Here is a 21,633-nt window from a genome sequence, read left to right as displayed (position 1 = left end):
AATTTACCCGCAGAAGTTACCTGCGGTAGCTGCTTGCAGAAAAATGACAATAGAAAATTAAGAAATGAATGGTTGACAAAAACAGCTGTATGCATTACTGTATTAATTAAGTAATACATACGGCTGCTTTTTAGTTGGACGAGAACTTTGAAAAGAGTGTTTCTCGCAGTATATACGGGAAGCTTACAAAGAGTGTTTCTCGTGAATTTTGGAGGGTGAAAATGTTAGAAGTACAAGAACTTACTAAGAAATATGGAAAGAATGTAGCAGTGGACCATGTCAGCTTTATGGTGCAGGATGGTCAGGTCGGTATCCTGCTTGGACCAAATGGTGCCGGAAAATCAACCATTATAAAGAGTATTGCAGGACTCCTTCGTTATGAAGGCGGTGTTGGTATTAATGGAATGAAGGCAAGAAGCCTGGAAGCGAAGAAAATATTTGGCTATGTACCGGAGATTCCGGCAATGTTTGAAGCACTGACGGTGCGGGAGCATATCGAATATGTGAAGCGGGCATATAACAGTGACATTACAGAGGAAGAAATAGATGCACTGCTGACACGTTTTGAACTTCTGGATAAACAGGAGAAGCTGGGAAATGAATTGTCCAAGGGAATGATGCAGAAGGTCAGTATCTGTTGTGCACTTGCTATTCATCCAAAGGTTGTGATGTTGGATGAGCCAATGGTTGGACTTGACCCGGCAGCCATAAAAGAACTGAAAGAAGTTGTGCTTGAGTTAAAAGAGAAAGGCTGTACCATTCTTATCAGTACCCATATGCTTGAAATGGTAAAAGATTTGTGGGATGTGATGTTTGTAATGGAACAAGGGAAAATTATAGCAACATTTAACAAAAATGAAATTGCGGATAAAGACATAGAAGAACTGTTCTTTGAAGTGACAGAACCAAAGACTGGTGGTGAAGAACATGAGTAGTCTTTCCTTTGTTTTTTCCCAGACCATTAAGAATAAAGTGAAGCGGAGCCTGAAACGGCCACAGACTTTTCTTGCACTGGTATTTGTTGTTTTATATGCAGCATTGGTATTGTATGGACTTGGTTCCATGTCTGTCGATTTCGGATTAAACAGCCCGGAAGGAATTGCAACTGTTTTATCCGTACTGATGGTTATGATTGTTCCGGCAAATCTGATTTCCTATATCAAGAGAAAAGGACTGTTGTTCCGCCCGTCAGAAGTACATTTTGTATTTGCTGCACCGGAAGAACCGAAGAAAGTTATTCTTCATGCCGGAATGAAGCAGTTCTTAACCAATTTTATTGTTGAACTATTTGTACTGGTACTTGGAATTGGTGTATTTGGTGTTACACCATATAAGATGATTTTATATTTCCTTTATGCTGGTGTACTGGAAAATATTTTAGAGGGAGCGTTAATGATTATCTGCTATGGAAATGAAACACTTCCTAAACAGTTCTTTACCGTACTTACCTATATTATGTATGGAGTAATGGCAGCTTTTGCACTGGTGGCAATCTACTTTGTTTCGGTGAAAGGCATGCAGTTATCTGTGTTTGTGGACTTAATCCAGCTTCCGGTGGTACAGCTGATTCCGATTATAGGCTGGGAAATTGCATTGATTCAGTTTATTATTATAGGTCCTGCAGGAATCAATGTGGTGGCAACCGTACTTCTTTTAACCAGTACTGTTTTTCTGGTACTTTATGCGAGAAAGATGAAGTGTACCGGAGAATTCTATGAAGATGCTGCAAAATTTGCAGAAGATTATGATGACCGGATGAAACGCTCGAAAAAGGGCGAGGTTGTAGTGGGAAATGGCAAGAAAAAGTATTTACGGAATGTAAAGATGGCTTATAAGGGAACTTACGCTAAAGCAATTTTCTACCGGCAGGTATTAGAATACCGTAAAAACCGTTTCTTTATCTTTGGCTGGAATTCGGTGCTGTTTCTGGTCATAGGTGTGGCAATTGCGGTTGTTTCTTATTATAATAAAATTTCCAGCCAGCCTTTTAAAATGTTTGTAATTCCGGGCGTCATTGCCTATGTTATCTTTATTTTCAGCGGTTATAAGACGAAGTGGTCGAAGGAACTGGAAAATCCATACACCTATCTGATTCCGGACAGCAATTTTAAGAAAATGTGGTATGCCACCAAAATGGAGCATATCCGTGCGCTGATTGACGGACTTCTGATTACGCTGCCGGGCAGTATCGTAATGGGACTTCCGGTGTCTTACATGATTTTGACCGTCATTTTATATATGTGCCTGAATGCTAATAAGCTTTATATGAATATGCTGGCAGATGTCGTGATAGGGAAAATGTTTGGAGAACTGGGCAGAACGATTCTTCGGATGCTGTTCCAGGGACTGGTATTATGTGTCGGAATCATTGTGGCAGTAGCAACAGGAGCGTTCATTTCTGTGACTGCAGGATTTATTATGATGATAGTCGTTATATTCCTGCTGACACTGGTTGGAGCAATCGGAGCATCCTTTGCATTTGAGCGGATGGAGGCATTAGATTAACAAATTGAGAAAATTAAGGGGCATTTCCTGTAAAAAAGACTGGACTAATGTCAAAAAATGTGAGAAAATGAGGGCGGTGTGTTAAATGTATAACAAAGTTTAACATGATATATATTTCATATCGAAAGGAGTCTTATAATGATTTACACGAAGGAAGTCGAAAACATGTGTCCTGTTGCCAAGGGCGCAAAACATGAGCCAGCTCCAATTCCAGAAGAAGGAAAATGGGTTCATTCCAAAAAAATTGAAGATATTTCAGGATTTACACACGGTGTAGGCTGGTGTGCACCACAGCAGGGTGCCTGCAAGCTTTCATTAAATGTAAAAAATGGTGTGATTGAAGAAGCACTGGTTGAGACAATCGGATGCTCAGGTATGACACATTCAGCAGCAATGGCAGCAGAGGTTCTTCAGGGAAAAACAATTCTTGAAGCATTAAATACTGACCTTGTTTGTGACGCAATCAATACAGCAATGAGAGAATTATTCTTACAGATCGTTTACGGACGTACTCAGAGTGCATTCTCTGATGACGGACTTGCAGTAGGTGCTGGTCTGGAAGATTTAGGAAAAGGACTTCGTTCCCAGGTTGGTACTATGTACGCAACAAAGGAGAAAGGTGTTCGTTACTTAGAGATGGCTGAAGGTTATGTAACAGGCATCGCTCTTGACGAGAACAACGAAGTTATCGGATATCAGTTCGTTTCTCTTGGAAAAATGACAGACTTTATCAAAAAAGGTGATGACCCTAACACTGCATGGGAAAAAGCAAAAGGCCAGTATGGTCGTGTAGCTGATGCTGTTAAGATCATTGACCCAAGAGAAGAGTAAGAAAGGAGAGACGAAGATAATGGCATTATTTGAAGGATATGAAAGAAGAATTGACCAGATTAACGCTGTATTAAACAGCTATGGTATCAGCTCTATTGAAGAAGCTGAAAAAATTACAAAAGATGCTGGACTTGATGTATATGATCAGGTAAAGAAAATCCAGCCTATCTGTTTCGAGAACGCTTGCTGGGCTTACACTATAGGTGCAGCAATCGCAATCAAAAAAGGATGCAAAAGAGCTGCTGATGCTGCTGCAGCAATCGGTGAAGGTCTTCAGGCATTCTGTATTCCAGGTTCTGTTGCTGACCACAGAAAAGTAGGTCTTGGACATGGTAACCTTGGAAAAATGTTATTAGAGGAAGAGACAGAGTGTTTCTGTTTCTTAGCTGGACACGAGTCTTTTGCAGCTGCTGAAGGTGCAATCGGAATCGCTGAGAAAGCAAACAAAGTACGTCAGAAACCACTTCGTGTTATCTTAAACGGACTTGGAAAAGACGCTGCACAGATTATTTCCCGTATCAACGGATTTACATTTGTTGAGACACAGTATGATTACAAAGCAGCAAAACTTAATGTTGTATATGAAAAAGCATATTCTAACGGACTTCGTGCAACTGTAAAATGTTACGGTGCTGATGATGTTCAGGAAGGTGTTGCAATCATGCATCATGAGAATGTTGGTGTTTCCATTACTGGTAACTCTACCAACCCAACACGTTTCCAGCATCCAGTAGCAGGTACATACAAGAAAGAATGTATCGAGCAGGGTAAGAAATACTTCTCCGTAGCATCCGGCGGTGGTACAGGACGTACCCTTCACCCAGATAACATGGCTGCAGGTCCTGCATCTTATGGTATGACAGATACTATGGGACGTATGCATTCTGATGCACAGTTTGCAGGTTCTTCTTCCGTACCAGCTCACGTTGAGATGATGGGCTTAATCGGAATGGGTAACAACCCAATGGTTGGTGCTACAGTAGCAGTTGCCGTTTCCGTTGAGGAAGCAGCAAAAGCTGGTAAATTCTAAATAGAAAGCTTGATTTTATAGGATTTTTGGAGACTTCCGTTTAAATTAAGACGGAAGTCTCTTTTTATATTCTCATATTAAAGGAGGTATCTAAATACTTTGTTAAATTTTTTAGCCTCGCAGGTCATAGATTTCAAAGAGTCGATTTATTAGTATTACTTATATATTCATTATGTGGAGGGAGAATTATATGAGTGAGATTATGGTAAGAGAACGTTTTTTGAGGTCTGGCAAAAAAGTATATGAGTATTCATTTGAGATGGCAAGTGTTGATGGAAAAAGAAAGCGTAAATCAAAATCTGAATTTGCTAGTAAAAGGGACGCAAGAATAGCTGGAAGAAAAGCATTATCTGAATATGAAAATGTGGGACAGGTAATGGTAGATAGGGATATTTCATATGCTGATTTTGGGGATTTATGGATGGAAAATGATTGTAAACTGACATGTAAGGAAAGTACATTATATGGCTATGAGAAAAAAAACTTCTAGTTTAGAAATAGAAAGACGATCGATGGATATGCAAATGCATGAAATTTATAGTGAACAAATTGCCCAACAATTAATCCAAAAAGCATATATTCCGTTACAAGGGGAAGTGACTTTTGAGGACGTAAAGAATGGATATGAACGATATTTTAAAAACCCAAATAAAGGAACAATTGTAGAATATGAGGATTATGTATACATCAGTAGCTGGACAAGAAAAAAAGAACTTTTTGATAATGCATTGCATACGGTTTACAATGAATTAAAATCATGGCCAGAAGAAAGATATTTTGTACGAGATGGTGGTTTTAAAAATTGGATGTTGAATTGGAAAAAAGCTAGTAATCATGAAGTATTAGAAGCAAACTATAGAATGAAATTCGAAAAATATAAAATTGAAAAACTGCCGGAAAGACCCTTCTGTTTTTAATATTAAATACAGGGAAAAAGAATTATGAATTTAGAAAAAATGGAAAAGCAATTATATAGTGATAAGTTTTTAGATGAAAAAATAATTACATTTATGCATCACTTAGCAATAAAATAGGTGGTCTTATTGGGAGCGTTAAGGGATTAGTATTGCTGAGTGTATATGAAGATATTTTATATATTCACCGAGCCAATATTGATAATTCTTATGGCAAACAATTAGCAAAAATTTATATTCCAAATATGAAAAATATCCAAGGAAAAGCCGGATTATTTGGTGGAAAGTTTTCTTTCAAGTATGAAGGACAAGAATATAAATTTAAACTACCATCAAAGGCCGGAAAATTTGTAAATTTTTTTGTAAAGTAAAAGTATGAGGATAACAGGATGAAAAACTTACAAAAGTATCTAATGATTTTGGGAACGATAATGTTAAGTATTGGGATTAGTGCGTGCTCTAAACAACCAGACTTCGATGCCAAATCTTACGCCCAAAGTTCTCTTGATGCATACTATCATGGAGAATATAAGGACTATGCGAATCTGTTAGAACTCTCGGAAAAAGATGCAAAGAAAGAAATCGAAGAGGATTTTAATGAGAGCATCCAAAAGCAATTTGATGATTCCGATAACATTACGGATAAAGGAATTGCTGATTATACGGAAAAACTGACAGAAGTAAAGAAACTGGCAAAATACAAAGTACAGGATGTGAAAGAAGAGGATGGAGTTTATACAGTAAGTGTACAAGTTGAACCATCCAATGTATTTCAGACATTGCAACAAAGCTCTACAGAGGTAAACAATGAAAAAATAAAGCAGGGATTGGATGGAAATGATCCGGAAGTCTTTGCAGCCGTATTAACAGAAAGTGTCCAGAAGAGTCTTGAAAAGAACAGTTATGGAAAAACTGTTACTGTAAAAGTATCCGTGGAAAAAGATAATTCAGGAAAATATGGTCTTTCGGATACAGAGATGAATAAGCTGGAAGCAGCGATGTTCCCAACAGAACAAGAATGAATGGAAAGCTATCAGAGGAAAAACTGGTAGCTTTCTTTTATCTTCAAGACGAGAAAAGTTCTGGCGATAGTAACGTTTAATCATCGATATTCTTATTTTATTTTCTATTTTACCAACTAATCTGGCGATGCATTTTACGATATTGTCCGGGAGTTATACCAGTGTATCTCTTAAAAATAGAAATAAAATAACTTTGAGATGAAAAATTCAAGTAAGTACTGATTTCACCCAGACTATAGTCGGAATGTGCCAGTAAATTCTGTGCCTTTTCAATAAGAACTTTATGGATAAAAACAGTAAGCGTCTGTCCGGTTTCTTTATGGAACAGGGCAGACAGATATTTAGGTGTTAAATTAACTAAAGATGCCAGTTGATTTAAGGTTAAAGTTTTATTTTTACCATGATAGATATAATCAATGACGCGAGAAATAGCTGGTGAATAGTAGTTTTTTGGAGTCTTTTTTGCTTCAGCAACACGAAGCGTAAATTCAATAGCCATCTGTTCATTTAATTTCATTAAAGCGTCAACATCGGTACATTGTTCCATTTTTCGTATATATACATCACTTAAGGAAAAAGCAGTTTCCTCATTAAGTCCTCCTTCGATGGCATATCTGGTAACTAAAGTTGTATTAGCAATACTTGCATAAAAAAGTAATTTTAATTTGGAATTGGAAGAGGTCATCTTTCCGTAAACAGTTGTTGGGAGTGAATAATAGGTATTCTCCAATGCGTGAATATCTCCGTTTGAAACACATTCGAGAATTGCTTTTTCCTGTGCATAAGATGTATGTATCCGTTCATTTTCTGCATTTTCCAACATTTCATGTGTGAGTGAAAAATTGATGTCTGACTTCATTTTATACATAGGTAATTCCTCCTGTCAAAAACACGATAAATTGATATAAAACACGATAAATCAATATAATTATATGCCAGAAATAGATAAAATACAATTAAGAGATTAAGAGAGAGGAAAAGAGATGAACATTGATAAAATATGCGAACAGTTAACAATAGATGAAAAAATCCGGCTTTTAGGCGGTGTTGGTGACTGGCATACTTATGACTGTAATGGGAAAATCCCCTCTATTATGATGACAGACGGACCACATGGGATTCGAAAACTGGAACAGGAAAAGATTGGGGATATTGAAACCAGTAAGCCAGCAACCTGTTTTCCAACTGCAAGTGCAATAGCCTGCAGTTGGAATCCTGCTATTGTTAAAAAGATGGGTGAAGCGATTGCGAAAGAAGCAAAAAAAGAGCAGATATCTATTGTGCTAGGCTGCGGAATCAATATCAAGCGTTCTCCTTTATGCGGAAGAAATTTTGAATATTTCAGTGAAGATCCGTATTTGACAGGAAAGCTGGCAACGGGATATATCGAAGGTGTACAGAGCCTTGGAATAGGTACGAGTTTAAAGCATTATGCTGTTAATTCACAGGAAACAAGACGAATGACATCCAATAGCCAGATTGATGAAAGAACTCTTAGGGAAATATATCTGTCGGCTTTTGAAGAAGTTGTGAAAAAAGCAAAACCGACTTCTGTAATGGCTTCATACAACAGGATTAATGGCGAATTTGGAGCAAGAAATAAATACTTACTGACAGATGTTCTGAGAAAAGAATGGAAATATCAAGGTGGTGTGGTGTCGGATTGGGGAGCAGCAAATGATATTGTAAGCTGTATGAAAAATGGTCTGACACTGGAAATGCCAGATCCGAAAGGCTTCCACACAGATGTGTTAAAAGAAGCGTATAAGGATGGCCGGATTACGGATCAGGAACTGGATAACTGGACTAAGAATGTTCTGCAGAATTTTGTATCACTTCATAAAAATATAGAAGAAAATTATGAGGTAGATATGGAAGAACAGAATCAGGTGGCACGTAAACTGGAAAATGAAAGTGCAGTACTTTTGAAAAATAATAGTGTTTTGCCAATTGGAAAAGAGAAGAAGGTAATCATTATTGGAGAGCTTGCCAGGCAGATGCGGTTTCAGGGAGGTGGGAGCAGTCATATCCAGCCGACGAAGATGACAAATGCGATTGAAGCAATACGTGAAAAAGGATATCAGGTAACTTATATACAGGGATATCAGAATGAAACGGAGGAATTAGGAGAAAAGCAACTACAGGATACGATAGAAAAACTGAAACAGGAATATAGAAAAAAGGATTGTGTGATTCTATATTTTATCGGTCTTACAGAATCTTATGAAGGAGAAGGATACGACAGGAAAAATCTTAAAATCCCTCAAAATCAGGAAGAGCTGTTGGCTGAAATTGCAGAAACTGTCGGAAAAAATCATATTGCAGCAATTAGTTTCGGTGGTGCGCCTATGGATTTTAGTTTTGAAAAGAATGTAGGAGCAATTCTTCACATGTACCTCGGAGGACAGGCTGTAGGGGAATCTGTTGCTGACTTAATCAGTGGAGAGGTGAATCCATCCGGTAAATTGGCAGAGACAATTCCGCTTTCAGAAAAAGATACTCCGGCATGGAGATATTTTGCACCTCCGAATGATGATGTAGAATACAGGGAAAGCATTTTTGTAGGTTATCGTTACTATGAGACATTCCATGTTCCGGTAAAATATCCGTTTGGTTATGGACTTTCCTATACTTCTTTTTCCTATTCGGAATTGAATGTACCGGAAGTATATAGTGGTGGAAAGATACAAATTCGTTTTAAAATTAAAAATATCGGAAAAGTGAGTGGAGCAGAAATAGCACAGTTATATATCTGCCCGATTGAATCAGATGTTATCAGAAGCCATATAGAACTAAAGGGATTTCAAAAAATATATCTGCATCCGGGTGAAGAAAAAGAAGTTATACTAGAGCTGGATGAAAGAAGTTTTTCCGTCTATGATGTAGAGAAAAAAGCCTTTTCCATGTTAAGCGGCAAATATCAGATCTGTATCGGAGCATCGGTACATGATTTGCAATTAAAGGCGAATATGGAAGTAGTAGGAAATAGTTATTTTAGAAATGAAAGAGAACTGTTTCCGGATTATTTTAGAGAGCAGCCACATGGAATGGAAATCAGTGCAGAACAATTTTATCAGCTATTAGGCGGTGAACCGAAACATGACAAAGAAAAAAAGCGTGGAGAGTATACGGTTTACGATTCCTATCAGGATGTGGTAAATGTCTCAATGTTTGGAAAAATTGTTCGTGGAGTCGTACATATTGGACTTAAGATTATACTTCGGGGAAAATCAGAGCGGGACCCGGCCTTTAAAATGGTAAAAATGGGAGTCGAAGAAGGAAATCTGGAAGGACTGATTGCAACCAGTGGTGGAATTGCAACTCCGAAGTTAATCGATATGTTAGTTTACAATGCAAATAAAAAATATCTGCAGGCTTTAAAAAGACTGCTGAAGAAATAGAGAGAGGGGGAAGTCGTATATGGAAAACAATAAATTGGATAAACGCACAAAATGGAGCTATTGTATAGGAGCAACCGGAAGAGATATGGCGTATGCACTTGTCTCTATGTTTCTTCTTACATATATTCAATATACGATGAAACTGACAGTTGCCCAATATGCAGTAATATCAGCAATTATGGTAGTGTGTCTGCTGTGGGATGCCATTAATGATCCAATGATGGGAATTATTATTGAAAATTCGCATTTGAAAGCCGGAAAATTTAAACCTTGGATTTTTATAGGAGTAATTTTAAACAGCCTGATAATTATCTGCTTGTTTACAGTAAGGCCGGAAGGATGGGGATTTGTTGCATTTTTTGGAGTGGGATATCTTTTATGGGGAATGACTTACACAATGAATGATATTGCCTATTGGGGAATGCTGCCGAGTCTTACATCAGATCCGGGAGAACGGAACTGGCTGGTAACCGTACAGGGAATTTTTATCTGTATCGGACAGTTTTCTGTTGCAGGTCTGCTCCCTGATATGGTAGCTGGAAATGCGATTATGGCATATCGGACGGCTGCGATTGTGATTGCTTTTTGTTTTATTGGTTTCCAGCTACTTACAGTGTTTGGAGTAAAAGAGAGAAAACGACCGGAAAAGAAGAGAACACTGTCATTAAAAGATATGTTTCATATATTCCTGAGAAATGATCAGTTGATAGTGATTGGAATTGCATGTTTATTATTCCAAATCGGAAATGGTCTTCTGATTATGATTGGAATGAATTTCTTTTATTTTGAATTTGGATATTCTGTAGGTGGCAGTCTTGTATTTTGGTTTACAATTATGTATGGATTAGGAACGCTGATATCAGAGGCATCTTTTGCGTGGCTTTCCTCAAAATTCACACGAAATCAGATTATAACTGCAGCTACCAGCATTACAGTCATTGGGTATATACTTTTTATGAGTGTAGGCTACATTGTACCAAAAAGTGTTGTTTTACTGAATATCATCGGTTTTCTAATCTTCTTTTCGCAGGGGGCATTCAATATGACGATGATTGTCATGTTAAATAATACCATAGAGTATGATGAAGTCCGGTTTCATGAACGACATGACAGTATTATCTCAGCAGTAAGATCTTTTGCAACAAAGCTAGCAAGTGCAGTTGATCAGGCGGTTGTTGCGTTAATACTGATTATAAGCAATATTTATGCAATCAGTCAGAAAATATCCGGATTAGAAATAAAAGCTGGTACAGGAGAACTTACTTCGGAAAATGTAATTGTACAGGCAGATAAATTTATTCAGACAGCAGATGCCGGACAAAGATTTATATTGCGTCTTGGAATTGTAGCTGTTCCGGTAATTTCTATAGGAGCTGCTTATATACTGATTAAACGGAAATATATTATTGACGAACGTAAGTATGAAGAACTGGTAGCGGAAATAAAAAGCACAAATAAAAAATGATTCAATTAGTTGTGATGACCTTATAATTGATGAGTTTAGAAAAAAGTGATATGAATGACAATTGATGATTTTATATATGAAAATAGTATTGTACGTGATAATGTTTCTGAATATATAGCAGATCATATAGATAGGGTGATAGAATCTGTTTGTAATAATTATGGATTAACTATAAAAATGATTTCTACAAATTATGCTTTTTCCACGTATTATAAAAGTGAGTGAAGAAAAGGCTTTGATTTGGGATCAAACATATTGGGAATTGTTCAGTCTGTATTTAGCGTATTTCACAGATTTAAATGCTATTCAAAAGAAGATAATTGTGTATGATGAGAGTTCTGTACAGCAGAAAATATTGATTCCATTTGCATATTATTTAGCATTAATTGTTGAAGATAAAGGAGAAGAAAATGTACTTGATCAAGACGATAAAAGGTGATATTACGAAAATAACAGATGTGCAGGCAATCGTGAATGCAGCAAACAGCTCTCTTCTTGGAGGAGGCGGAGTAGATGGTGCTATTCACAGAGCCGCAGGACCGGAACTTCTGGTGGAGTGCAGGACACTTCATGGATGTGATACGGGAGAGGCTAAAATCACTAAGGCATATAATCTGCCATGTGATGATGTTATACATACTGTCGGACCGATATGGAATGGTGGAAGAAATAGAGAAGAGGAACTTCTTGCTAACTGCTATTTTAATTCTATGAAGTTAGCAATGGATAATGGAATAAGGTCTATTGCATTTCCTTCCATATCAACGGGAGCATATGGTTTTCCGGTTGAGTTGGCAGCAAAGATTGCAGTACATACAGTAAACAGGTTCTTGCAAGATAATCCGGACAGCTTCGATTTGGTGGAATGGGTGCTGTTTGATACTCAGACTGAATCGGTGTATGAAGCCGAGGTTGATAAATTATACGACAAATAATTGTATTAATTATAGCAGACTTTATATATGACAGATATTTGAGACACATACACCATTAAAAATAGAATATAAGGATGCGTAAGGAACGATAAAATGAATTCATGCGGGAAAGGCATGGATTCTTTTTTTTGCTTCGAACGGAAGTCCTATCTGTAAAAAATATTTAAGTATATTAGAAGCAGATGCAAATGTCGTGTTAACACGACAAAATTGTCGCGTAAACACGGTCGGTAATTCATCCATGACAATATACAATAAACATGTGCTTGAGAGAGCACGTCACGAGAGTGAAGGCGCCGGAGCTCTCCAATACGAAATCGTAAAGGAGATAATTTATTATGAGTAAGAGAAAAATATCACATGCAGAGGAGTATGGATGTTAATTGATGGAGGTGGCAGAAGTGAGCAGAACTAAATTTGATCCATATGTGATTGGAAATAATATAAGAGATTTACGTGAAAAAAGAAAAATGACACAGATGAAGGCGGCTGAGGAAATGGATATGAGTTTATGTCATTATGCACGAATTGAGGAAGGCTCAAAGGGAATGAGTATTCAGATGCTTTTTAGATTTATTAATTTTTACAAAACTGATGCAAATACGATTTTAGGAACATATTTAGGAGGGATGGTGTAAAATGGATAAAAAGGATTTAAAAGACGAAAAGCTTTTGTACAATGTGCGTGAGACGGCAGCGGTATTAGAGGTGAATGGGCATCTGGTATATGAGTTGATTAACAGAAAACTATTATCTGCACTTCGATTAGGTAGTCTAAAGGTTCGTAAATCAACATTGATAGATTTTGTTGAGAGATATGAAGGAATGGATTTGTCTGATTTGGACAACATAAAAGAATTGCAACAGAATATGAATTAGTGACATTAAGGTCAGTCTTGGAATCACCATGGTGTGGAAAGACTGACCTTGTTTTATTAGTATATTTCATAAGCGTTAGTATTGTAAAAAAAGATGGTGATGATATAATAAAAACGTGTTAGACACTTGATGTTATGTGTAGTGTGATTATGTCAGAATCAGGCAAAGTCAACGACAGGACAACATTGTAGAAAATAACATATTTCAAAAAATAATATTGGTAGCTCCCCTTTTATATGACAAAACAACAACAGGCAACTAAACCATTCACCGTTTAGCTGCCTGTTATTGTTTAAAGAATTCATTAAAATCACAATTAAAAATCTTGGTCAATCCAATCAGCATATCTACCGTTGGGTTATTATAACCATTTTCCACCTTGCTGAATATGCCGGTAGTTACATTGATGCCATCACATTGGAGCTTCGCAATGACTTCGGTGGCTTTCAAACCCTGTTCTTTCCGCAGTCTCCGGATGTTAGAACCTACCAGTGGATGCAGGTGTTGATTAATTCTTTCTGACATATGTATCACCTCGTTGAGAAAATAATATCCAAAATGGAAGAAAAAAGTGTCCAAAATGGAAGTTTTGTAGTATAATCGAGAAAGGAGTTTATATAAATTTACGGAAGGAGAAAGTTTGATGGCTATTCAGGAAGTGATCAAATATGAAGGGGATAATTCAACTCTTATTTATAAGCATCCCGCAGAAGACTTTAATACGCTGTCACAATTGATTGTGCATGAGTCGCAGGAGGCAGTATTTTTCAGTGACGGACAGGCACTGGATTCTTTTAAAGCAGGTCGTTATACCTTAGAAACGAAAAACATTCCACTTATTTCCAAAATAAGAAATCTGGTTTCGGGCGGAGTAAGTCCGTTCCATGTGGAGGTTTATTTTATTAACCTTGCGACCATGATGGATATCGCATGGGGAACACCAAGTCAGGTGACAGTTCGTGATCCGAATTACGGCTATAGTTACAGTGCCGGTGCCAGTGGTTCTTTCGGACTGAAAATAGAGGATGGAAGAAAGCTTCTGATTAATCTGGTTGGTACCGAAAAAGCAATGACCACCAAAGATATTCAGAAATTTTTTAAAGACCTTTTAGTTGCAAGAGTAAAAAATTGCATTGCAGTAGAACTCAGCAAATATAGCTACAATGTTTTCAACCAGCATTTGAATGAAATTTCCGAAAACGTTGCCGGTCAGGTGGAAAGCGACCTTGAAGGCTATGGCATCCGGATTTTAAATTTCTTTGTGTCTGCAGTTACCATTAAGCCGGACGATTTGGAAGAACTTAAAAAATTAGATAACAGCATGGCACAGAAGCGGTTTGAAGCAATGGGAAATCGTGATGCTACCGTAATTGAAGCAGAAGGACTTGCCAAAGCGAGAGAACTGCAGGGATATACCTGGCAACAGGAGCAGCAGTTTGATGTAAGCAGAACATTTGCACAGAATGAAGGCTTTGCAGCGAATCCGGCGAATATGATGGCACAGATTCCACTGGCGTTTTCCATGGGTGACATGATGAAAAACAATATGGATGCAGCAGTTCAGGCACAGCCGGTAACAGCAGCGCAGACAGGGACAGCAGCAATGCAGCCGGATATTGCAGCAACACAGTCGCAGCCAGCAGTACAGCCGCAGGCGCAAGGTGGAAATATTACCTGTGTCAAGTGTGGAACGAGTCTGTCGAAGGATGCTAAATTCTGTTTCCAGTGTGGTGAAAAAGTGGTGATTCCACAGAAGATTTTCTGCGCAAACTGTGGAAATGAAATGCCGCCGGAAGCTAATTTCTGTACGAAATGCGGAACGAGGAGGGAGAAATAATGTTCAAGTACATATTTTGCCTGATTGCAATATTGATGCAGCCAATTTTTGCATTTCTGGTATTTCATAAACAGGAAAAACAAAAGGCAGCATTAAAGATGCCGCTTGTATATCTGAGCGGAGTCTATCTTGTAATTCAGATTTTTGTTTTCTTTAAGGTCTGCCTGAAAATTCCGAAGGATTATCAGGTGTATTCCTATTTGTTACAGAGTGCGATTTTAGCAGTTTTCATTATCATTGAGATTGCTATGGCAGCAAGTAATAAATATATTACAAAGGTTCAGACACAGGAACAGAGTTCCATCGAAGTGTTTAAAGGACTTATTCAGCAGCTTGAAATTTGCAGAGTGCAGATTACAGATGAGGTCAACCGCAAAGAAATTGACAAAGTGCTGGAAAAGATGCGATACAGTGATCCGGTCAGTTCACCGGCAGTGGCAACAGAAAATGAGGCAATCAGACAGTTGATATTGCAGCTTTCTTCAACAACAGATGAAGCCGCTTTTGCGGAAATCTGCGGAGCAATCATGAAGCAGCTTGAAATCAGAAAAATAAAAAATACAAAGGAGCAGGGCTAGAAAATGGAAGAAATAAAATGTCCCAGTTGTGGCAGTGGTGCAGTAAGAAAAATTACAGATGAAAAGTATGAATGCATGGCATGTGATAATCTTTTCCTGGTACATAATTTATCAAAAGAGTTTCAGAAAACAGATGAACATATTGAAAATATTCATCAGGATTTGAAGAAAACAATTGAAAATATCAATCTGACTGCTGCTGTTGCCGGAGGAAGTGGAAGAGATGGTCTGGATAACCGTTATAAAAATGCCATGACATTACTAAATCAGGGAAACATTTCGGCAGCAAAAGCAGAATTTACAGGAATCCGTAATGATTTTATGTGGAGCTGTAAGGGCTATTATGGACTGATTTTATGTGAAAAAAAGAAGAAACATATAAATTGGGGGGAGATAGGAGATTATATTCAGCAAATATATCGCTGTGAGGATGTTACTCCAGAGATTCTTCAGGAGATGGAAGGCATTTTAAATGACGGCAGACAGATCGCTTTAGCAAGTCTTGGAAAGTCATTGAATGAGCGGAATGTACAGCAGAATGAGATTAGTTCTAAAATACAACAGGTAACTGAAATGTCTAAATTGCAGGAAAACACACTGACACGGAAAAAGGAAGAGTTTGCAGAGCGTTGGAGCCAGACTTCCCCTGTCCGCAAGGCAATTTCTATTGCAATCGGTATTATCTGTGCGTTAGTACTGGTATGGTGTGCTGTTTCCCTGTTCCGCTGGATTATTGATGTGAGACATTTATTTGCCAATGCAATGAATTATGGATTTTTTGCAGGAATTTTACGCATTTTATGGAGCTGTGTCCGGACAATTCTCCGTGTTGCAGTGTCTGTTGGTGTAATTATTCTGGGTATTTTGATTTACTTTGTTATTCTTGGGTTCATTACGGCAAATCCACAGAAAGATGATGCACAGCTTAATATTGATAAAATGGATGAACAGATTCAGAAATTACAGGAAAGACATGAGATTTTACAGCGTCGCTTTGATGAGGAACAAATGAATATACAGAATATCAATCGTATCGGAAGCAGATTAGAACAACTGCAGCAGATAAAACCGGAAGAAATTATTCCTTTATTAATTGAAGCCGGAAAATACTACTAGTAGAAAAGGAGAAATGAAAATGGGATTCATGAAATCATTATTTGGAAATAAGGGAGTACAGCAGGAGATACCGGAATATAGAATTGTAATTACAGATGTTGGTCCTAACCCGGTACAGATTATATCAATTATTCAAAAATATCTGCAGTCAGATTATACGGAGTTAAGCAATTTAATTAATGGCAATATTTTAGATGAACAGTCAACCGTGTGTACATTAGAGTCTTTAGAATTATTACAGCAGATGCAACAGGAATTGGATGAGGCAGGTGCATTTACTTATATTCAAAAGAATTGGCAAGATGAAGATGATGCAGAAATGAATACATCTATTGCAATTTTTTCATTAGGAGATCAGGGAGAAAAAGTAATCGAAGCATATCATCAGATACTTGGATTAGATAGAAAAGATTTGGAATTAAAACTTTTAAATGATTTGTCAGAAAATAATGGATTTCAAATTTCAGCCAGAAATGAAAGAGTAGAAGAGTTAATAAAAGTTTTGGATAATCTTGGAGCAGATTATGAAATGGATATGAATGAAAATGATTCAGATGTGGATGAAGATGATATGTATGTAGAAATGGACACAGAAGCAGCATTGATTATTACATCTACAGGAGACAAGAGGGTTCAGCTGATTAAATTGATTCGAGAATATACAGGATCAGATCTTAGGGAAGCAAAAGAATGTATTGATGAAATTGAAGCTGGAAATGGTTTCTTTATAAAAGGTTCTTTGGAAGTATTAGAAGAAATGAAACAGGAACTTGATGCAATTGGTGCAACAAGTAAAATGAAGTATAGAGATAAACAGGAACAAGGTGGTTGTTATTGCAATAATTGTGGTGCCGAACTTGCATCCGGCACAAAATTCTGCCCGAAATGCGGCACCAAAGTTGAGGAAGCTCAGAAAATGTTCTGTTCACAGTGTGGAAATGAAATTATGCCCGGGGCAAAATTCTGCACAAAGTGCGGAGCAAGATGCATGTAACAGATACAAAAATAGAAGTTGAAAGAAATTGAGATGGAAAACATCTGCTTATCCGATTAAGGGAGGGCAGATGCTTTCTTTTTTTACTGACATTTTCATTTCATCATGTTATAATGCAATCAAAGCTTGATATTTCTATATACATTTCAATGGCACATAGCCTGTCAGAAGTATACCGGTATTCTATCATTTCGCCGGGTTCACCACATAACCTGATATGATAACAGGAATTTTCAAAGCTTTTATTTCACATTAAATGAAGCGGAGAGAATTCTTTCAGACAAAGGTTGTTGCGGTTAAGTGACATTGCAAAAGTATACTCTCCAAGACAAAAGAAAGGAGAAGAAATGTCAGGAAAAGCAGAAAAATTACAATGGCATCCGGCGTTTTGTGCAGCAACAGAACTGGAACTGCGACAAGATCTGGATGTACTGGAATTAATTCCGGAGTATAATTTGAGTAAGAAACCACTTCAGATTAATCTTGTGATTATTAAAAAGATGGATTGGAAGCGGACGTTACAAAATGAAATTGGTCATATTATGAGGGGACACAATATTTTAGAGTATAAGGGACCGGGAGATGAATTGACGATAGATTCCTTCTTTAAGGTAATTGGATACGCCAGCTTATATAAGGCGCAGGGGATAGCAGTCAATAAAATTCCAGCATCTGAGGTGACCGTATCCTTTTTTCGGAATGCTTATCCGAAGGCACTTTTTCTGGAACTGAAAAAAGAAGGATATATCCTGAAAAAAATGTATCCTGGAATTTATTATGTAAGAGGAAAAGTTCCGTTCCCAGTACAAGTTGTAGTAACAAGTCAGTTGGAAAGAAAAGCTCATTGCAGCCTGCGGGTATTGACTACACAGGTAGAGATGCAGGATGCAGAACTATTTTTGGAACAGATACATTATTTGGAAAGTAAGAATGAACGGAGCAATATTGATTCGGTACTTCAAGTAAGTGTAAATGCAAATAAGCAGGTATATAGTCTGTTAAGGAGGCAAAATGAGATGTGTGAAGCATTGCGTGAATTAATGAAAGATGAAATTGAAAAAGAACTGGAAAATAAATTGGAGCAGGGTCGAAAACAAGGTCTGGAACAGGGGTTGGAAGAAGGTTTGGAGCAGGGCGAAAAACTGCAACTAATTCGTCAGGTAATCAAGAAACTGCAAAAAGGCAACTCCGTAGAAGAAACATCTGATATGCTGGAAGAAGAGCCGGAAAATATCAGGAAGATATATGAAATTGCAGCAACTATGGCGCCGGATTATGACGTAGAAAAAATATATCAAAAACTGTAGAAATTCAAATGGAAATATACCCAAGTAAGTCCCTAAGAAAAATTGTAGGGAAACACTTGACAAACATATTTTTATAAGATATAGTATAAAAGTACTAGCTATTAAGCTAATATAATTTTTCATAACTCATGCCTCTCGGGCTCTTCGGAGTTCGGGAGGTACTCCCCGAAAATATAGTCAGGATTTTATCCTGGCTTTTTTGTTTTACAGGAAATTGCTTTCCTGCAAAATGTGTTTTCTATAGTTCCAAAATGCTTGTAAGAAGCTAGTTATGGTATGCCTGGCAGGTTATGCAACAAGGAGGATGTTTTTATGAAGTTACTCTATGCAGAAGACGAAGAAAGCATGGCAGAAGCTGTTACAGATATTCTTGTATTTCGTAAGTACCAGGTTGATACGGTATATGATGGAGAAGAGACATTGGAATATGCAAGAAAAGAAATAACCTGGACGCTTATTATGCTCTCGGAAGGACAACAAAGTGTAAAGCAACAGAATGAACTGCCGGTGCAGCCGGATGGAAACACCAGACAATAAGGAAGAATTGCTTGAAAAAGAAAAAACGGTGGTGTACTATAATGCTATGAGAAAATCAACAGAAAGGGAATATGAGTATGGATTTAGAGCAATGCTACAAGGAACTGGAGGGAGATTATGCAGAGGTCATGCGCAGACTCCGGAAGGAAGAGCTGGTACACCGTTTTTTGATAAAATTCTTAGAAAACGATGAAGTACAGCGGATTGATGAAGCTTTACAGGAAAGGGATTATGAGAAAGCCTTTGATCTGGTACATACCTTAAAGGGAGAGACCATGACGCTCGGGTTGGGACGGCTGAGCAAATCAAGCATAATTCTGTGCGAACAGCTCCGCTATAAAATATACGGAGAAGAGATGCTGCAGCAATTTAGGAAAGTCAGAATGGATTATCAGAAGACAATTGATATTATCCGGAAATACAGGGATTCACAGCCGTAATTTATGCAGGCAGCCTGCCAGATTGCAAAATGTGTTTCTTGTAGTTTTCTGTTATTGTTATTAATGATATAACCATAGGTTATTGCATAAAAAAATATTATTACTTTAAGCCATTTTAGTATTGACAAACAGAACTGATATGCTAGAATAACTGTAATGTGAATGAAAGAAAAAGGATGGTTTTCGCATGAGAAAACAGGCATTATCTATTTTAGTAGAGAATACTTCTGGTGTATTAAGTCATATTTCAGGACTTTTCAGCCGGAGAGGATACAATATCGATAGTTTTTCTTCTGGTGTAACTGCAGATCCAAGATATACCAGAATTACGATAGTAGCAAGTGGTGACGAACAGATTTTAGAGCAGATTGAGAAGCAGTTGGCAAAGTTAGAAGATGTGCGCAATATTAAAAAATTAGAGCCGGGTACATCCGTTACAAGAGAACTGATTCTGGTTAAGATTAAAGCAAAGGATACAGAACGTCAGGCAATCTTAAGCGTTACCAATATTTTCCATGGCAAGGTGGTTGATGTCACCAACGATTCCATGGTAATTGAACTGACAGGGCATCAGGATAAATTAGATGCATTTATGGATCTGTTACAGGGCTATGAGATATTAGAGCTCGCTAGAACCGGTATCACAGGTTTGACCAGAGGGTCTGCCGATGTTACATATTTAGATTAATCATTAAAACAGGAGGCTGAAAAAATGGCAGCAAAAATTTATTATCAGGAAGATTGTAACCTTTCCTTACTGGATGGTAAGAAAATCGCCATCATTGGTTACGGTAGCCAGGGACATGCACATGCATTAAATTTAAAGGAATCAGGCTGTGATGTCATTATTGGACTTTACAATGGTAGCAAATCCTGGGCAAAAGCAGAAAAACAGGGATTCAAAGTATATACAGCAGCAGAAGCTGCAAAACAGGCTGATATTATTATGATTCTTATCAATGACGAGTTACAGGCAGATATGTATAAGAACGATATTGAGCCAAACCTTGAGCCAGGAAACATGTTAATGTTCGCTCACGGATTTAACATTCATTTCGGATGTATCAAACCTCCAAAGGATGTTGACGTAACAATGATCGCTCCTAAGGCACCAGGACATACTGTACGTTCTGAGTATCAGGCTGGAAAAGGAACTCCTTGTCTGGTAGCAGTAGAGCAGGATGCAACCGGTAAAGCACTTGACCTGGCATTAGCATATGGTCTTGGAATTGGTGGAGCAAGAGCAGGACTTCTTGAGACAACCTTCCGTACAGAGACAGAGACAGACCTCTTTGGTGAGCAGGCAGTTCTTTGTGGCGGTGTTTGTGCACTTATGCAGGCTGGTTTCGAAACACTTTGCGAAGCTGGTTATGACCCAAGAAATGCATACTTCGAGTGTATCCATGAGATGAAACTGATTGTTGACTTAATCTACCAGTCAGGATTCGCTGGAATGAGATATTCTATCTCTAACACTGCTGAATATGGTGATTATATCACAGGACCTAAGATTGTTACTGCTGAGACAAAGAAAGCAATGAAACAGATTTTAACAGATATTCAGGATGGTACTTTTGCAAAAGAATTCTTACTTGATATGTCACCGGCAGGACGCCAGGTACACTTCAAAGCTATGAGAAAGCTTGCTTCTGAGCATCCATCAGAGAAAGTCGGCGAAGAAATTCGTAAGCTGTATAGCTGGAACAACGAAGAAGATAAGCTGGTTAACAACTAATCTGATACTTCAAAAAGATGATAAAAAAGCTGTCGCGATTGCGGCAGCTTTTTTTAGAGTTATAGGACAAAATGTGTTGATGAAAACCGCTTTCAAGCCTTGAAAAT

25 protein-coding genes are annotated in these 21,633 nt (G+C 37.7%); 23 read left to right on the top strand and 2 right to left on the bottom strand.

Annotated features, from left to right (window positions below):
• The first annotated feature begins 221 nt into the window (after positions 1–221).
• The 8 genes from DWX96_RS09545 to DWX96_RS09510 all read left to right on the top strand — a co-directional run bounded on the left by DWX96_RS09545 (position 222) and on the right by DWX96_RS09510 (position 6,302).
• On the top strand, positions 222–935 hold the full coding sequence (locus DWX96_RS09545) for an ABC transporter ATP-binding protein (RefSeq protein ID WP_117698561.1): 714 nt from the start codon (positions 222–224) through the stop codon (positions 933–935).
• Positions 928–2,505 carry a putative ABC exporter domain-containing protein gene (locus DWX96_RS09540; RefSeq protein WP_118057353.1) on the top strand — a complete coding sequence of 526 codons (1,578 nt, stop codon included), beginning with the start codon at positions 928–930 and terminating at the stop codon, positions 2,503–2,505. Before DWX96_RS09545 ends, DWX96_RS09540 begins: the two co-directional genes overlap by 8 nt.
• A gap of 138 nt (positions 2,506–2,643) precedes the next feature.
• Positions 2,644–3,336 carry an iron-sulfur cluster assembly scaffold protein gene (locus tag DWX96_RS09535; RefSeq protein ID WP_022243201.1) on the top strand — a complete coding sequence of 231 codons (693 nt, stop codon included), beginning with the start codon at positions 2,644–2,646 and terminating at the stop codon, positions 3,334–3,336.
• A gap of 19 nt (positions 3,337–3,355) precedes the next feature.
• Positions 3,356–4,366, top strand: coding sequence for a GGGtGRT protein (locus DWX96_RS09530; RefSeq protein WP_117841112.1), 1,011 nt, complete (start codon positions 3,356–3,358; stop codon positions 4,364–4,366).
• Between the two features lie 190 nt (positions 4,367–4,556).
• Entirely contained in the window at positions 4,557–4,856 is a 300-nt protein-coding gene (locus tag DWX96_RS09525; RefSeq protein WP_118057352.1) for a hypothetical protein, read from the top strand.
• The gene (locus DWX96_RS09520; protein ID WP_118057351.1) at positions 4,831–5,283 is read left to right on the top strand and encodes a hypothetical protein; all 453 of its coding nucleotides are present in this window, start codon (positions 4,831–4,833) and stop codon (positions 5,281–5,283) included. Before DWX96_RS09525 ends, DWX96_RS09520 begins: the two co-directional genes overlap by 26 nt.
• A 149-nt stretch (positions 5,284–5,432) precedes the next feature.
• Positions 5,433–5,651 (top strand): hypothetical protein, encoded by a 219-nt coding sequence (locus tag DWX96_RS09515; protein ID WP_118057350.1) that lies wholly within the window; start codon positions 5,433–5,435, stop codon positions 5,649–5,651.
• 18 nt (positions 5,652–5,669) lie between these two features.
• Positions 5,670–6,302 (top strand): hypothetical protein, encoded by a 633-nt coding sequence (locus DWX96_RS09510; protein ID WP_118057349.1) that lies wholly within the window; start codon positions 5,670–5,672, stop codon positions 6,300–6,302.
• A gap of 109 nt (positions 6,303–6,411) precedes the next feature.
• Here the strand turns inward: DWX96_RS09510 and DWX96_RS09505 are convergent, their stop codons facing one another.
• Positions 6,412–7,170, bottom strand: a complete 759-nt coding sequence (locus DWX96_RS09505) for a helix-turn-helix domain-containing protein (protein WP_117699251.1) — start codon at positions 7,168–7,170, stop codon at positions 6,412–6,414.
• 115 nt (positions 7,171–7,285) lie between these two features.
• Here DWX96_RS09505 and DWX96_RS09500 point away from each other — a divergent pair, with 115 nt between their 5' ends.
• The 6 genes from DWX96_RS09500 to DWX96_RS09475 all read left to right on the top strand — a co-directional run bounded on the left by DWX96_RS09500 (position 7,286) and on the right by DWX96_RS09475 (position 12,982).
• Positions 7,286–9,703: a glycoside hydrolase family 3 C-terminal domain-containing protein gene (locus DWX96_RS09500; protein ID WP_117699253.1), complete on the top strand. Its 2,418-nt coding sequence runs from the start codon at positions 7,286–7,288 to the stop codon at positions 9,701–9,703.
• Positions 9,704–9,722: 19 nt separating this feature from the next.
• A complete protein-coding gene (locus tag DWX96_RS09495) occupies positions 9,723–11,168 on the top strand; it encodes an MFS transporter (protein ID WP_117947099.1) in 1,446 nt (481 codons plus the stop codon).
• A 217-nt stretch (positions 11,169–11,385) separates the two neighbouring features.
• The gene (locus DWX96_RS09490) at positions 11,386–11,607 is read left to right on the top strand and encodes a hypothetical protein (RefSeq protein WP_147338618.1); all 222 of its coding nucleotides are present in this window, start codon (positions 11,386–11,388) and stop codon (positions 11,605–11,607) included.
• Complete coding sequence (locus DWX96_RS09485) at positions 11,579–12,103, top strand: O-acetyl-ADP-ribose deacetylase (protein WP_117698975.1); 525 nt, start codon at positions 11,579–11,581, stop codon at positions 12,101–12,103. The genes DWX96_RS09490 and DWX96_RS09485 overlap by 29 nt, the downstream gene beginning before the upstream one ends.
• A 401-nt stretch (positions 12,104–12,504) precedes the next feature.
• Positions 12,505–12,741, top strand: a complete 237-nt coding sequence (locus DWX96_RS09480; RefSeq protein ID WP_158552122.1) for a helix-turn-helix domain-containing protein — start codon at positions 12,505–12,507, stop codon at positions 12,739–12,741.
• A gap of 1 nt (position 12,742) precedes the next feature.
• Positions 12,743–12,982, top strand: coding sequence for a DNA-binding protein (locus tag DWX96_RS09475; protein WP_117698976.1), 240 nt, complete (start codon positions 12,743–12,745; stop codon positions 12,980–12,982).
• 285 nt (positions 12,983–13,267) lie between these two features.
• On the opposite strand, the gene DWX96_RS09470 is transcribed toward DWX96_RS09475, so the two are convergent.
• A complete protein-coding gene (locus DWX96_RS09470) occupies positions 13,268–13,507 on the bottom strand; it encodes a helix-turn-helix domain-containing protein (protein ID WP_022242261.1) in 240 nt (79 codons plus the stop codon).
• A gap of 118 nt (positions 13,508–13,625) precedes the next feature.
• Here DWX96_RS09470 and DWX96_RS09465 point away from each other — a divergent pair, with 118 nt between their 5' ends.
• The 9 genes from DWX96_RS09465 (at position 13,626) to ilvC (ending at position 21,526) form a co-directional block, all read left to right on the top strand.
• Positions 13,626–14,819 (top strand): SPFH domain-containing protein, encoded by a 1,194-nt coding sequence (locus DWX96_RS09465; RefSeq protein ID WP_118057347.1) that lies wholly within the window; start codon positions 13,626–13,628, stop codon positions 14,817–14,819.
• Entirely contained in the window at positions 14,819–15,397 is a 579-nt protein-coding gene (locus tag DWX96_RS09460; protein WP_022242263.1) for a hypothetical protein, read from the top strand. The genes DWX96_RS09465 and DWX96_RS09460 overlap by 1 nt, the downstream gene beginning before the upstream one ends.
• Positions 15,398–15,400: 3 nt before the next feature.
• On the top strand, positions 15,401–16,513 hold the full coding sequence (locus tag DWX96_RS09455; RefSeq protein WP_118057346.1) for a hypothetical protein: 1,113 nt from the start codon (positions 15,401–15,403) through the stop codon (positions 16,511–16,513).
• 19 nt (positions 16,514–16,532) lie between these two features.
• Complete coding sequence (locus DWX96_RS09450) at positions 16,533–17,507, top strand: ribosomal protein L7/L12 (RefSeq protein WP_158552123.1); 975 nt, start codon at positions 16,533–16,535, stop codon at positions 17,505–17,507.
• A gap of 347 nt (positions 17,508–17,854) precedes the next feature.
• Positions 17,855–18,814 (top strand): hypothetical protein, encoded by a 960-nt coding sequence (locus tag DWX96_RS09445; RefSeq protein WP_118057345.1) that lies wholly within the window; start codon positions 17,855–17,857, stop codon positions 18,812–18,814.
• A 312-nt stretch (positions 18,815–19,126) separates the two neighbouring features.
• Positions 19,127–19,351, top strand: a complete 225-nt coding sequence (locus tag DWX96_RS14605) for a hypothetical protein (protein ID WP_242988778.1) — start codon at positions 19,127–19,129, stop codon at positions 19,349–19,351.
• Positions 19,352–19,428: 77 nt separating this feature from the next.
• On the top strand, positions 19,429–19,791 hold the full coding sequence (locus DWX96_RS09435; RefSeq protein ID WP_158564615.1) for an Hpt domain-containing protein: 363 nt from the start codon (positions 19,429–19,431) through the stop codon (positions 19,789–19,791).
• Positions 19,792–19,978: 187 nt separating this feature from the next.
• Positions 19,979–20,479 (top strand): acetolactate synthase small subunit, encoded by a 501-nt coding sequence (gene ilvN / locus DWX96_RS09430; protein WP_022242269.1) that lies wholly within the window; start codon positions 19,979–19,981, stop codon positions 20,477–20,479.
• A gap of 24 nt (positions 20,480–20,503) precedes the next feature.
• Positions 20,504–21,526, top strand: a complete 1,023-nt coding sequence (gene ilvC, locus DWX96_RS09425) for a ketol-acid reductoisomerase (RefSeq protein WP_117698982.1) — start codon at positions 20,504–20,506, stop codon at positions 21,524–21,526.
• The last annotated feature ends 107 nt before the right edge of the window (positions 21,527–21,633 follow it).

It is taken from the genome of Roseburia sp. AF22-2LB (genome assembly GCF_003461125.1).
GTDB classification, from domain to species: domain Bacteria; phylum Bacillota; class Clostridia; order Lachnospirales; family Lachnospiraceae; genus Roseburia_C; species Roseburia_C amylophila.
This window is presented reverse-complemented; position numbering and strand designations above follow the sequence as displayed.